Source organism: Streptomyces sp. NPDC057565 (genome assembly GCF_042801455.1).
Lineage (GTDB): Bacteria > Actinomycetota > Actinomycetes > Streptomycetales > Streptomycetaceae > Streptomyces > Streptomyces yanii.
This window is the reverse complement of the sequence record NZ_JBHVFU010000030.1, coordinates 83405-97245: the sequence shown is the minus strand read 5'-3', so window position 1 is coordinate 97245 and position 13841 is coordinate 83405. Positions and strand designations below refer to the sequence as shown.

7 protein-coding genes are annotated in these 13841 nt (G+C 68.6%); 2 read left to right on the top strand and 5 right to left on the bottom strand.

Annotated elements, in window-relative coordinates; all coding sequences use genetic code 11:
* Positions 1 to 384: 384 nt before the first annotated feature.
* Entirely contained in the window at positions 385 to 2169 is a 1785-nt protein-coding gene (locus tag ACFU8W_RS34170) for an FUSC family protein (protein ID WP_384045636.1), read from the bottom strand.
* 373 nt (positions 2170 to 2542) lie between these two features.
* On the opposite strand from ACFU8W_RS34170, the gene ACFU8W_RS34165 reads away from it, so the two are divergent.
* Positions 2543 to 2794 carry an encapsulin gene (locus ACFU8W_RS34165; protein WP_384045633.1) on the top strand — a complete coding sequence of 84 codons (252 nt, stop codon included), beginning with the start codon at positions 2543 to 2545 and terminating at the stop codon, positions 2792 to 2794.
* A complete protein-coding gene (locus tag ACFU8W_RS34160; protein WP_384045630.1) occupies positions 2791 to 3429 on the top strand; it encodes a DUF1345 domain-containing protein in 639 nt (212 codons plus the stop codon). Before ACFU8W_RS34165 ends, ACFU8W_RS34160 begins: the two co-directional genes overlap by 4 nt.
* A gap of 187 nt (positions 3430 to 3616) precedes the next feature.
* Here the strand turns inward: ACFU8W_RS34160 and ACFU8W_RS34155 are convergent, their stop codons facing one another.
* From ACFU8W_RS34155 to ACFU8W_RS34140, 4 genes are all read right to left on the bottom strand, one after another.
* Entirely contained in the window at positions 3617 to 4615 is a 999-nt protein-coding gene (locus ACFU8W_RS34155) for a helix-turn-helix domain-containing protein (protein ID WP_384045627.1), read from the bottom strand.
* 322 nt (positions 4616 to 4937) lie between these two features.
* Positions 4938 to 5573, bottom strand: a complete 636-nt coding sequence (locus ACFU8W_RS34150; protein WP_384045624.1) for a hypothetical protein — start codon at positions 5571 to 5573, stop codon at positions 4938 to 4940.
* On the bottom strand, positions 5573 to 9247 hold the full coding sequence (locus ACFU8W_RS34145; protein WP_384045621.1) for a S8 family serine peptidase: 3675 nt from the start codon (positions 9245 to 9247) through the stop codon (positions 5573 to 5575). The genes ACFU8W_RS34150 and ACFU8W_RS34145 overlap by 1 nt, the downstream gene beginning before the upstream one ends.
* Before the next feature lie 472 nt (positions 9248 to 9719).
* Positions 9720 to 13469 (bottom strand): S8 family serine peptidase, encoded by a 3750-nt coding sequence (locus ACFU8W_RS34140; RefSeq protein WP_384045617.1) that lies wholly within the window; start codon positions 13467 to 13469, stop codon positions 9720 to 9722.
* Positions 13470 to 13841 lie beyond the last annotated feature (372 nt).

The following is a 13841-nucleotide window of genomic DNA, read 5'->3' as shown; positions in this document are numbered from 1 at the left end:
CGCCCCGAACGGTCTTGGGCGCACTGGTCCCCGGCGTACTCGACCCCGAGGCAGCGACACGCATCCTGTGCGTGGTCCGATCCCGGGAGGCCAGTGTTCCCTGGGCGACCTGGCCAAGTGGGTGCGGCCAGAGGCGACGGGGAGGCCCTGAACCATCACTCCGGTGAAGCAGGGGCCCCGCACGCTGGCACCGCACCCGGCGTCCCAAGATCGCACGGCGACGTTACCCCGGCCACCCCAGGGCACCGCAAGCCCACGACCCGGCCATCACACGATCGAGCTAAACCGACCTTATGCGCGCTTCCCCGCGACCAGTTGCCAACCCCCGCCACCTGAGCGAGGGAGCGCGGGCCGGCGGAGTTCCGGCTGATGCGTCCGGTGGCGTCACCGCCACCGGAGGAGCCGCTCCAGAAGAAGGTAGGCACGCTGTTCCGCGGCGGCGAGCTCGGTGGGATCGATCTCCGCCTGCCACAGCTCACCCGCCGCGGCGTCGTCGGCCTCGCGCAACTCCACCACGGCTGCCGCCAGATGCGTCTGGACGACCGGGAAGGACGGCTCCGCGCGTTCGGCCAGCGCTCGCTCCGCGTGCTCGGCGGCCTCCGTGCACGCGCCGAGGGCACGTTCCGCCCGGACTGCGGCATGACCGTGGACCACCAGAAGCCCGCAGGCCAGTCCGACGACGATCCCCAGAAGACTGCTCAACGCCCGGTCCTGCACGAGTGTGCCGGCAGGTGCCGGCGCGGCCAGGTCGGTCATGAGCAGCGCCAGCGGTGTGAGGAAGACGACGCCCAGACCGTAGTTGCGGGCGACGACGTACTCCAGCAGGAACTCCAGGAGCACGATCACGAGGACGAGTACCACGGGATCGGGGCGCATGGCGAGCACCCCGAGGGCGAGGACCAGCCCGGCGACCGTGCCCAGGGTGCGCTGGACGGCACGCTGGGCGGCCGTGCGGACGTTGATCGAGTGCAGCACCGCGGCGGCGGAGATCGCCGCCCAGTAGCCGTGGCCCAGGCCCAGAAGAAGGGCCAGCCCGCCCGCGAGCCCGGTGCCGAGGACGATCCGCAGGGCGGGAACGAGCAGCACCGACAAGTGGCCGGCGCCGCCGGGGCGCTGCCCCGTCACCAGTTCGGCGGCGCGCAGTTCGGTGGCGCGCCGGGTGGTGGGGTAGGCCGCATCCCGCTTGGTTCCCGCCGTGCCCGGGACCGTACTGGCCTGGGCGATCAGGGACGCGAGGGACAGCTCGGGCAGGAGGGGTGGGACCCGGCGGCGCCGGCTGATGAGGAGACGGACCTGGCGGCGCAGGTGGCACGCCAGACCGGCCGGGTCGTCCGGCGACCGGCGCGCGGAGCCGATCAGCAGCGACCAGGAGAGATCGGTCAGGCGTACATACACCCCGCCTCGTTCACCACGCTCGGCGGCCGTCGGAGGCATGATCCCCAGGGACCGGTAGGCCTGCAGGGTGGCGGCGGTCGCCCGGTGCCGGGTGAGCCCGCTTCCGTTCCCCTCGCCGAGCGCTTCCAACAGCTCCGCGAGGTCGCGCAGGGCCGCCGCCACGGCGAGGCGTTGCGGCCGGTCCGGGTGCACGAACCAGCCGGATACGGCCAGGGCCCAGGCCAGGGCTGCGCCCGCCGCGGCCAGGGCGGTCTGAGGAAGGACGTCGTCAGGTGCGGGCGACCCGTTGGCCGCCACGGCGAAGGAGAAGAGCAGCAGCACCGCGCCCAGCCCGCTCAGACGTGCCGCGTCACAGGCGTATTTCGCCACCCCGGCCACAGCGGCCATGGCCGCGACCACCGCGGCGGCACCGGCTCCCCCCGCTCGTGGATGGGCCCACACGGCGAGAGCCGAACCACAGCCCACACACGCCGTCATGGCCACCGCGACAAGCGCGAGAACACGAGCACGGTGCGCGTACGGCAGATTGCGGCCGAACGTCGTGGTGAAGGAGCCGAGCATGGCGTAGACGGCCTGCTCGGACCGTCCGGCCAGCGCCATCGGCACGGCCGGCACGGCCATGGCAAGCGCCGCGCGCAGGGCGAAGGCCAGAGCCCCGTCCACCCTGTGGAGGGCGAGTGCCCCGCGCGGGGAGAGTACGCGCGCCGCACCGGCCACCGAACGCCGCCAACCGCTCCCGGTGACAGGCGGCGGAGGAGGGTGCGAATAGGGCATAAGCGGTGTATATCACCCGGTCTCCGTGATGGATCGGCTCATTGCGCCATGCTGTTGTCGATCTCTGGAGCTTCCCTGCACGCAGAGGCTCCGTGTCGGCCGAAGTCGAATCTCGCCGCCCGTCCGCGGGCATCACACGCGCGTCGCGCCCGGACTGCACACCGGTCCTCGGGCGGATAGCCTCACTCCGTACCCATTGCCCATGTTGCGAGCCATTGTCCTGTGGGAATCGCATGCTTCTCCTGGCCGTGACCGGCAGTCTGTTCTTTGTGCCGAGTGCCGACTTCCTCGGCCGCCTTCCCACTCGCCCACCGAGGCCCGCACGGATCGGCGGCTCCCCGGGCATCGGCAGCCTGAAAGGAGCGTGAACGCCATGACGGCCCCTGCCGCAACGAACAACCTGCACCGCGGACTCGCGCTGATCACGTCGGCGGCCCGGGCCCAGATCGAAGAGGGGGCCCGCCACGCCTTCCGGCGCCGCACGGCGGACCGTTGCGTCCTCGACGTCTCCGACCCGACCGGACCAGGGCTCGCTGCCGTCGGCGCCGGACACGTCTCCGAGATCGCGTACCTGACATATTCGGATCAGGCCGTGGTGGTCCAGGAAGCCTCGGACCTCCCATGAACCGCTGGTTGCCGCAGTCCGCGGTTCCCCGACTCGCGGGCTCTGCGGTCGCCGGAGCGGCCGTCGGCCTGGTCGTCGGTGTGCTGACGAAGGTACCGCCGCTGGGCATTCTCGCCGCCATTGCCGTGGCGGAGGCGGTCTTCGTCGTGGCGGGCTGGGTCGTGCTCTGGCCCATGGACGCCGCCGCCACGCACCGCAACGTCCGACGCGAGGAGTTCCGGCCCGTCGTCGAGGAACTCGCCGTCGTCGCGGCCGCCGTGTGCGGACTGGTCAGCATCGTGGCGCTGCTCCTGGTCGGCCACTCGGGCCTGAGCCACGCGGCGGCCGCGACGGCGCTCTGCGGCGTGTTCATGGCCTGGGCGGCACTCCACCTGATGTACGCCGCCCGCTACGCATACATCTATTACCTGCCGCCCCAGGGCGGGATCGACTTCAACACCGACGACCTGCCGCGGTACAGCGACTTCCTCTACTTCAGCTACAACCTCGGCATGACCTATCAGGTCTCCGACACCGACGTCTCCAGTTCCACGATCCGCGCGGTCGCCCTCCGGCACTGCCTGCTCTCCTATGTCTTCGGCGCGAGCATCCTGGCCACCACCATCAACCTCGTCGCCGGAATCGTCACGGGCTGACACGGGGGCGGTCCCGTGGAGGCTGAGAAGACGAACCTCGGCGTTGCATCTGGCGTGCGATCAGCTTGGTCTTGGTGTTGACGCCCTCGGTCGGGCCGTTGCTGTACGACGCTGCGTCACCACCGAATGCGGGACAGGGCCGTTGATCGGACACCCTCCGCGCGCCTCATGCTCGACCGCCTTGGGTTCACACCCTGGTATTGCCGTCTTGCTCGGCTTCGAGCCAGCGCAGCCGTGCCGCATGGAAGCCCAGCTGCATGCGATTCTCCACTCTCGCGGTGTCCATCAGATTCCGGACCCGCCGCTGTACCGTCCGCAGGGAGGTGCGCAGTTGGGTGGCGATCGCTTGGTCGGTGAGGCCGGCCAGCGACAGGCTGAGGATTTGTGCATCCAGATCATCAATGGCGGGCGCGTTCTGCAAGGCACCTTCGGACGTGACGAACTGTGTCGCTTTCTCCCATTCGGATTCGAACAGTGCTATCAGCGCGTCGAGCAGGCTGCTTTTGTGCACGAGCAGGGCTCCCGCCTTTGCGGCACTGGCCGAACCGAGGAGCGGAACAATCGCCAACTCGCGGTCCACGATGAAGAGTTTCAGTGGCAGAGTGCTGGTGACCCGGACTTCCTCTCCTGCGGCCCGCGCCTGGGCGATCTCGTCGAACGATGGGGTCCCCCCGTCGAGCATCGCGCGTTCGAGCATCACGCGATAACGGACGCCGCGCTCGATGACCGCGCCGTCGGTCATGTTGCCGGGCGAAAAGAACGGCGCCTTGACGAAGTTCATGATCTCTTTCCGTGCGCCGAGTTGTATGTGCCCGACCCGTTCGCGGATGGCCTTGGCGCCGTGGATCACGTCGACGACCTCCGCGACGCCGCGCCCGAGGGTGGCCGCGCGGTAGATTTCGTCGAGGGAGTCGAGCTCGAGTTCCGCCACTCTGAGTTCGTTCTGTCGCTGGACAAGGAGCGCCCGCAGCGCCGCCGCCGGTGGGGAGGCGACGAACCGAGTGGTGTCGCCGACACTGCGCGCGGCGAGCCCCTGGCCTTCGAGTCTGCCCAGGATGCGCACCACCAGGTGGGGGTTGAGGTCGACGAGTTCGGCGAGTTCGGCGGGAGTGGCGGAGGCTACCGAGACCAGGGTGCGGTAGGTGTCTGCCTCTTCGGGGGTGAGTCCCAGCACGTCTGACAGCATGATGCTCCTACGCCTGTCTTTCAGAACTTCGGTCGGGCGTTTGTGTCATGGAAGGAGCCCGCCGCCCTCGATGTGTCACCAAGGGCGAGGCCACCGGAATGTTGACCCGGGCATGCCGCAATCCGGTGCAAGTGGCACCGGCCCAACGGCCTGACCAAGCGGTGCGTGTGCGGATCAGTTACTCGCAGACGGTCTGCGATCGTCGACCCTGCCCGCATTCGGCGAGGGCTTAGCCGAAAACGCGAGAGACGGCCGGGGCGAAACTCATGTCTCGCCCCGGCCGCGACCCCTCAGGGTCGGTTCACCGTTTCAGCGGTTCACCTCAGCGCAGTCGATACGCCTTGGGAATGGTCTGCTTGACGGTGTTGCCCGCACTGTCGGTCGCGGTGATCCGCAGTGCGACACCTCCGGGAGCGTCGTCACGCTTCGGCTGCTCGATGCGCGTGGTGAAGGTGTTCTTCCCGTCGGCCTGGGTGCTCGCCGGCTTCCAGGTCTTGCCGCCGTCGAAGCTGGCCTCCGCCCGCAACTCGGTCACGGTCGGCGGCGTGCTGAGCCGGTCCTGGTAGTAGCCGGTGACGGTGATGGGGTGGACCCCGCCGGCCTTTACGGTGTTGTCCAGATCCAGGCCCAGGTCGTACCGCAGGAAGATGAGCGGCTCCGGACGGCACGGACCTGGCTCCTTGACGATGACGTCCGCGATGCACGGCTGTGACGTCGGCGTGTCGGGCTTGGCCGGCCGGTCGGACGTGTACTCCCACGCGGTCTTGACCCCGTTGGTCTCCGCCTGGAACGTGTAGCGGGCTGATTCCGCAGGCAGGTCGTACGAGATGACGTCGGCCTTGCACCCTACCAGCGCGATCATCGCTACGGCTGCCGACGCCGCCAGCTTCACCATCCGGCGCCGCCCCGATGGCTCGGCCGCGTTCATCGGAGTAGTCTCCTTTCTCATTTCGGTCATCACCGCCCGCTCCTCGACATCAGGTCCGACGCGTTGCCGGGCTCGCCGAGCTGGAAGACGAACTCGACCGGGTTGAGCTTCTGCTGGAGTTCCTGGCCGGCGTCGTCGAAGAGGCTTACCTTGCAGGCGGGGCGCTCGCAGCCCGGGATCCCGTAGAGATAATTGGAGATACCCTCGTCGTTGAGAGCGCCAATCATGGCCTGGCGACTGCCACCGGCACCGGTCAGGTACAGGGTGGGCCAGAAGCGGTCGCCCTCCCGGCAGCCGGCGCACGGCAGGCCGGTCTCAGCGGTGAAGCCCGACTTGGTGCGGACCTGGGGCACCGCGCCGGGAAGCGACGGACCCGCGTTCCAGTCGATCGTGTTCTTCTTGCCGAGCACCAGGTCCTGAGTTTCGCCCTGGCCCCCCTGACGCGCCACGGACGGCGCGATGTAGTCCCTGACGGACATCTCGAAGTGGTCGATCGCTTCGTCGTTCCGCGGCCCGACCAACGTGGTGAACTGCCGCTGACTGTCCGGCTTGGGCAGCAGGCTTTCCTCTGTCACCGGGCCGGACTTCGTCATCCGGTTCCAGGCGAAGTAGGGAACTGCGCCGGGCTGGTCGGCGTGGAAGCGGTGATCGACGCGGTCGAGATCCTCGGACTGGACCTGGTAGGGCAGGTTGCCGGGAACCCGACCGGGGGAGTCGAAGGCCAGAGCGTAGGCCTTGGACACTTCGCGGTTGCCGCCGAGTTCGATCTGGACGCCGGACTTCGCTCCGCCCTCGATCCGCTTGATCAGCGTGGCGGCCTGGGCCGGGGGTACGGTCACGATCGGCAGCGCTGCGTACGGGTCGACAGGCGGGCAGCTGTCGGGACCGTCGCACTTGTACTGCCGCCACGACTCGTACTTCAGCAGGGCGACCCGATCGGTTTCGCCGGTCACCAGCACCCCGACCGCGCCCGCGGCGGCAGCCGCCGTCACTCGCGTGCGCAGTGCGGTGAAGTCGCAGGTCGTCCTGCAGATGTCGGTCGGCTTCAGCAGCACGAGCGCACCCTTGGCATCGACCTTGGCGAGTTCCTCGGCCGCGCCGGTGCCCGCGTAGACGACGGGCTTCTGCCCGTTGACGGGCAGTCGGGGAATCGTCGACCGCACGAGGGTGCTTTCGATCTTCCCGTCCTTCGTCCACCTCTGGTTTCCGCCGTTGATGGTGGTGTCCGGTGTCGCGTAGCGGGCGTCCAGGGCGAAGGAGTCGCCGTTCCCCGTGACCTTCATCGTCACTGACGGCGGTACCAGGACATGCCGGCTGAAGAAGTTGAGCGTGCCGAGGCTGACCTCACCGGTGGTCGGCAGTGCCCACCAGTTCGGCTCACCGGGACCGTATTCGGTGGCCAACGACGCCGTGATCCCCCAGTCTCCGTCCACGGAGTTCCGCTGGGTCTTGAATTGTGCCGCGTATGTCTCGGTCGGCTCCGGGGTGTTCGCACGGACGGGCTTGAGCTTCCGAAGGTCCAGCTCCACCGTGGTCGCCCCGGTGACCTCCACCTCCGGCACCATCGGTGCGGCCTTCTGCAGCTCGCCGGCCGCGTCCCGCCACGTCACCGCGAGGGCCGCCGTGACAGTGCCGGTGAAAACCCGTGCCTTGATCGTCTCGCCGCCCGGTACCGTCAGCGGCTTTTCGTACAGGCCCAGCTTGTCCTCGTCGACCGGGACGATCAGCGCGCTGCCGTACGAGACATCGGTGGCGCCGGCCGGAGGAATGATCTTGATGTTCAGGTCGTGGCGGATCGGCTCCACATAGGTCGAGATCCGCGTTGATCCGAGCAGTGCCCCCGCGCTGTCCTTGGCGGTCAGGACGCCGGCGTATGCGCCGTACTGCCCGGAACTGTCCACCGCCCTGCCGTCCATGGTCACCGTCACATCGGCCGAGCCATTGGCGGGCACGGTGACCTGGTCGGCGCTGAGCGTGAACAGCCCCTCCGGTGCGGGCTTGCCCGCCTGGGAAGCCGAGGCGGAGACCGCGAGCGTGATCGGCTCGTCGGTCACGTTGGTGTAGGTGACCTTCTTGGACACTGGCGAGTGCGGGTACTCGGCTCGGCCGAAGTGCAGGTTTCCGTCGGCAATGACCTTCGGATCGACCGCGCGGGCCACGTCCACCCGGCCGGCGCCCTGCGCGAACAGGTCGTGCCCGAGGTCCTTGGAGGTCGCCATCAGCAGCGACTTGATCTGCCGCCCGGTGAAGTCCGGGTGCTGCTGGGCGACGATCGCCGCGGCACCGGCCATATGGGGCGTGGCCATGGAGGTGCCGCTGGCGGACGTGTAGTACTCGTCCACGGGCTTGCCCATGCCGGTGCCCTTGGCGCGGGCGGCGACGATGGCGACGCCCGGCGCCGAGATGTCCGGCTTGGCCGCGCCGTCACCGACGCGGGGTCCGCGGCTGGAGAAGCGGGCCATCTGGTCACTCTTGTCCACGGCCGCGACGGTCAGCGCCTCGTCGGCGGCACCGGGCGACCCGACCGTCTCGGCGTCCGGGCCGGCGTTGCCTGCGGCGATGACGAAGAGGGTGCCGTAGGTGCGGCTGAGCGTGTTGACCGTTTGGCTCAGAATGTCCTTTCCGTCGGAGGGCGCGCCGCCGAGGCTCATGTTCACCACGTCGGCACCGGACTTGGCGGCCCACTCCATGCCGGCGATGACCGCGGAGCCGGCGCACGAGCCGTCCGGACCGCAGACTCTGCCGATGGAGAGCTTCGCACCGGGCGCCACACCGCGAAGCCGCCCGTTGGAGGCCTGTCCGGTGCCGGCGATCGTGGACGCCACATGGGTACCGTGTCCGTGTTGGTCCACCGGACCGGTCGGGCTGTTGGTGAAGTCAACTGCCTCGGTGATCCGGCCGGTGAAATCGGGGTGGGTGGCATCGATGCCACTGTCCAGCACCGTGACCTTCACGTTCGAACCGTCAAAGCCGCGTGCCCAGGCGGCGGGCGCGCCGATCTGCGGTACGGACTGGTCGAGCTGCAGCTTCGTCAGCTCGTCCAGCCACACCTTCCCCACCCCGGCCAGCGGGCCGGAGGCCCGGGAGGCGGCGGCGGACTTGCCGGTGGTCTTCTCCCGCACCTCTCGCCACCACTGGCCGTTGCCCTTGATGCTCATCGAGCGGGCGTTGATGCTCGGCAGGACGGTCTTGGCGGTCGTACCGGCGGCGGTCGCCGCTGTCCGGGCACTGGCCTTTCCGCTGTACGAGGTGATCACCGGGACTTCACTGGTTCTGCCCTCGGCCGCCCAATCGGCCAGCTTGGCGAGGTTGAAGAGCTCCCAGTCCAGCACGTCGGCACGGAGCAGCGACAACGCGTCTTCCGGTACGACGTAGACCTGGTCGTTTCTGGTGACGGTGTGAAAGAGAACCGACTCGTTCCCGGGCCGCGTCGCGGGCACGATCTCACGGACGACCGGCTTCCGGTCCTTTGTGATGCCGATCTGCACCTTGTCGCCGGTGACCAGCGTCAGCGACAGGTTCGCCCGATTTCCGGCGGCAGCCTGGACAAGGCTGTCGCTGACCGAAGCCGGCAGGTTGAGGGAAGTAAGGGAAGACGGAGCCGGAGTTGGGTTGGAGGCATTCGCCGCGGTGCTCGACATGACCGTCCCGAGGACGGTGATGCCGGCGGCCGCGGTGGCCAGCCGTCGCCCGAAACGCCTCATCGTGAGGCCTCCTGAGATGTCGCTCTTTCGGGGTCGCCGTGAAAATGGCGCGGGGGATGCATGAGTGTCTCCTGCTCATCATGAGGAAGAAGTTCTTGCTGCATTCGGCAGATACTTTCGGGCTCTGCACGGCCCGAGGCAACCGATTGACAGTGGCGGATTTCCTCCATGTCGTAAACCCGCCACGACAATTGGCCGGAACACCGGCGGAGGAACGCCAAAACACTCGTGGGCAGGGGAAACTGCCGGCGCCGCGTTCGGCAATGTGGAGCTGCACCGATGATGCGCTGCATCAACCGGGCGGTGCGGACTTCAGAACTCTCGGGATATGTCCGTCTTTTCGAGGGCGCTCTCGATTTCGGTAACACGAAGGAACGGCAAGGTATTTGATTGCCAATACAACGGGGTGAGCCCCTGGCACAAGGGCGTTCCTTGTGCCAGGGGTGCGGTCGGGAAAGGGCTGTCGTGAAGGTCAGCGAACGGCGTAGGCCTTGATCAGGGTCTGTTCGATCTTGCTGCCGTTGCTGTCCTGTGCCTTGACGCGCAGGGACACGTAGCCCTTTGCCGGGTTGCTCACGGACACCTTGTAGCTGCCGTCGCTCTTGCGCTCGGCCTTCGCGGGCTGCCAGGTGGCACCGTCGTCGGAGGACGCCTCCACCTCGACCCTGTCGATGTCCGCGGTCGCGCCGTTCTGGAGGACGAACGACAGGTCGAACTGGTAGGTGTTGCCGCCCGGGGTGGTGTTCTCCGCGTCCAGGTCCAGGCCGTACCTCGGCCAGAGCAGCGCCAGGTTCTCCTTGCCGTTCGCCGGCCGGGCGGACTTGAACGTCCAGGCGGTGCTGGCCTTCGTGGACAGCGGGAACCACGCCGGGTGCGTGGTGTCCATGGTGAGGCGGTAGGTCGCCGGGTCAGGGCTGACCGGCAGCGTCGTGAGCGTGAACCAGCCCTGCTCCTTGAGGAGTTTGCCGTCCTGGTACAGCCGCACCGTATTCGTGGTGCCGTTGTCGCCCTGGAAGTAGGCGTAGTGTCCGGGCTGGCTGTCGCCCATCTCCATCATGTTGAGGGTGACCTTGTCACCGTCGCGGAACATAAGGGTGCTCTCCGGTCCGGCCGGGCCGTTCGCCGCACCCAGCCAGGTCTCCTCGCGCTGCTCGCCCGGGCTGTAGGTGCGGATGAGGTCCCTCATGCTGGTGATGATGTCCTTGCGGTCCGGGTAGACCGTGTGGTACCACCGCATGTCCTTCATCGTCGGCCACTTGCTGCCGGTGGAGTACCACTCCTCCCGGTCCGCCGGCGCGTCGAAGAAGTCCACCAGCTGGAAGATCATGGACTCTCCCGGGCGGATCGCCGAGGTGGTGTCGCCGATCAGAGTGCCCTTGGTGCCGCGGTAGTGGGACTTCACCACGGTCGAGTTCTCCGTGGTGACCGCGTCGGTGGGGTCGGCCGGGATGCCACCGGGAACCATCAGCGCGATGTTGTACACATAGGGGTGGTTCGTGATGCCCTGCAGGTTGATCTGCGTGGGACCGTCGGCCATCCGGCCGAGGAGCACCGCGCCCTCGTCCTGGGTGAGGCTCCAGGCCGGGATGGAAGTGCCGGTGACGCGCGGCACGATGGTGGCGTAGACGCCGGGCCGGTCGTTGACGATGATCGCTGCCTTCGCACCGGCACCGGCCACTGCGGCGATCTGGTCGACGACCTTCTGGGCGGCGTCGCGGGTGATGACCGCGAGCTTGCCGTCGAGGTCCTTGCCGGCCAGGTCCTCCGGCCGTCCCGTTCCGGCGTTGACCGCCTGGAGCGTGCTGGGGCCGTACAACGGGGCCGCATAGGTCACCGGCTTGAGCGGGAGCGCGCCTCCCTGCCCTGCATAGGACGCCCGGATCACCGGCGAGTACCTGCGGTCCTGGAAGTTGAACTCGAAGGTGCCGTCCGTCACCGGCGCGGTGGGCACCGCATAGGCGTGCTTCGAGAACAGGCTCGACGTAGTCTTCAGGTAGTCGATTCCGCGCTTGCCGGGGAGATTCTGGCGGTACCCGAACTTGTGCTGGCTCGACTGCGACTCCTTGGGCGTCGCGACCTTGACCTCCTTGCCCAGCCGGGCGTCCATCGTGATCGTCCGGTCCGCCTTCAGATCCACGACGGGCTCACCGGCAAGGGTATGGCTCAAGAATTGGCCCGTGGGCTTGTCCTTCATGTAGACGTCACCCATGACGGAGTAGCGTCCCTGCGGCACCGCGACGGTCTTGGTTCCGTCCTGGGGGAAGACCTGGCGGACGACCCCGTTGTCCAGGTCGAACACCACGAGTTCGCCGGACGCCGGGTCTCCGTTCCGGTCGATCATGTTGACGGTGAGGTCGACGGTGGGCACGTCCTTCGTGGCGCCGACGGTGGTGCGGATCGCGGTGCCGTCGGCCGCGGTGGCGGTGATGATCCCGGTGTAGTCGCCCACGGCGCCGAGCTCGGGGCGGTAGGTCACCGTCACGCCGGCGGTGGAGTTCGCCGGGACCGTCACGCTGTCGGCGCTGAGCGTGAACATGCCGTCCGGCGGGGGCGCGGTCTCCCCGACGCTGAACAGGCGGAGCGACAGCGTCTTGTCCGTGGAGGAGGTGTTGGTGTAGGTGACCGTCTTGGTGACCGGCGCGCTCTCGGCCGACTTCTTGCCCATGCTGACGACGGCGGGGCTGGAGTAGACCTCGGCACCGATCGCCTTGGGGACGTCGACGCGGCCGTTACCGCCCTGGTAGGCGTTGTACGAGCCCTGCTTGGCGGTGCTGACCAGCACCTGCTTGAGCCGGTCGGCGGACCAGTCGGGGTGGCGCTGGACAAGGATCGCCGCGGCGCCGGACACGTGCGGGGTGGCCATCGAGGTGCCGCTGGCCGCAGTGTAGTTGGCGTCGACGGGGGTGCCCATCGTGGTGCCGGCGGCGCGGGCGGCGACGATGCCCACGCCCGGTGCGGTGATCTCCGGCTTGACCGCGAAGGTCTCCTTGACCGGGCCGCGGCTGGAGAAGCCCGCGAGCTGGTCCTGCTTGTTCACCGCGCCGACGGTCAGTGCGGCGTCGGCGGCACCGGGCGAGCCCACGGTGCCCTTGCCCGGGCCGGCGTTGCCGGCCGCGATGACGAACAGCGACCCGGAGGACGCGGTGAGCTGGTTGACGGCCTGGCTGATCGGGTCGGTGCCGTCGCTGCCGTCCGCCGAGCCCAGGCTCATGCTGACGACGTCCGCGTCCTGGGCCGCTGCCCACTCCATGCCGGCGATGATCCCCGACTGGGAGCCCGAACCGGCCGTGTTGAGGACCTTGCCGATGTACAGGTCGGCGCCCGGCGCCACGCCCTTGTACTTGCCGCCCGACGCGGCACCCGAGCCGGCGATGGTCGAGGCGACATGCGTGCCGTGACCGTGGTGGTCGACCGCGTCGGGGTCGTCGCTGAAGTTCTGCGTCTTCTTCACCCGCCCCGCCACATCGGGGTGGTTGGGGTCGATACCGGTGTCGAGGATGGCGACCTTGGTGCCCGTGCCGTCGTAGCCGGCCGCCCATGCTTCCGGGGCGCCGATCTGCGGCACACTCTGGTCCAGAGCGACGTGCACCGGCTTGTCGAGCCAGAGCTTCTTGATGCCGCCGGCGAGCTTCGGTGCCTTCGTCGCGGCGGTGCTGTCGTCGTCGACCGCCTCCCAGAACGTCGCCGCCTTCTTCTTGGCGGCGTGCAGCGCCACCGCGTTGGCGCTGGGCAGCTCGTCCTTCTTCACCGAGCCGGCCGGCGCGGCCTGGTCGAGTGCCTTGCCGGCCTTGCCCGGCGCGCCCCCGTAGGTCGCGATCAGCGGTACGGCGGGGCGGTGCGCGTCGTCGTAGCCGTACTCGACGAGCTTGGTGACGTTGAACAGTTCGCGGTCGAGCTCGTTCGCGGCGAGGTAGGGCTGTGCCTTGTCAGGGATGACATAGACCTCGTCGCCCACCTTCATGGTGGTGAACGCCGCCGGGGTGCCGTCGGCCGCGGGCTCGACCGTCGCCGCCTGCAAGCCGTTGGCGTGACGCTCCAGCGTCACCACCTCGCCCGTGACGAGGGTGAGCTTGTGCGTGGCAACAACGGGGCTGCTCTGCTGCGACTGGCTCGCTCGGGTGGCCGGCGTTTCGGCGGCGGCGATGGCGGGGATGCCGAGCGTCCCGGCCACGCAGGCCGTGGCCAGCAGCGCCGTGAGCGCGCGATGTGAACGGTGTGGCAAGCGCCGGAGTATGGGGATGGTCAGGTGGGCCGGAAGCCTGGATGCCCCGGCCGGTGGTGACTGTCTCATGCGGCAATGGCCTTTTCTGAGGAGAGAATGCGCGCGGATACCGCGCGGTTGCGGGGATTGCGTATCGCGCCGAATGGCTGCGATGAATGTGGTGGGTGCCGGCAGTGTTGCTTCGGGCGGACCGGTGGCACAGCGGCGAGCGGCGCGTCCCGCTGTTGCGGCAGTTACCTGGCACCGGTCGCGGTCGGCCTGCGGGGTTCGTCCCGGAACCTGGCCTCGTCGGGTCAGATTTGACCGTGCGGCGCAAGACTTGCGAACGCGGGGGGACGAGTGGCGACAGGCGGAGGTAATGATTCCATGACG

What these genes read in the sequence shown, in the direction of transcription:
- ACFU8W_RS34170 (WP_384045636.1), bottom strand. Translation starts at nt 2,169, where the DNA reads ATGCCCTATTCGCACCCTCCTCCGCCGCCTGTCACCGGGAGCGGTTGG.
- ACFU8W_RS34165 (WP_384045633.1), top strand. Translation starts at nt 2,543, where the DNA reads ATGACGGCCCCTGCCGCAACGAACAACCTGCACCGCGGACTCGCGCTG.
- ACFU8W_RS34160 (WP_384045630.1), top strand. Translation starts at nt 2,791, where the DNA reads ATGAACCGCTGGTTGCCGCAGTCCGCGGTTCCCCGACTCGCGGGCTCT.
- ACFU8W_RS34155 (WP_384045627.1), bottom strand. Translation starts at nt 4,615, where the DNA reads ATGCTGTCAGACGTGCTGGGACTCACCCCCGAAGAGGCAGACACCTAC.
- ACFU8W_RS34150 (WP_384045624.1), bottom strand. Translation starts at nt 5,573, where the DNA reads ATGACCGAAATGAGAAAGGAGACTACTCCGATGAACGCGGCCGAGCCA.
- ACFU8W_RS34145 (WP_384045621.1), bottom strand. Translation starts at nt 9,247, where the DNA reads ATGAGGCGTTTCGGGCGACGGCTGGCCACCGCGGCCGCCGGCATCACC.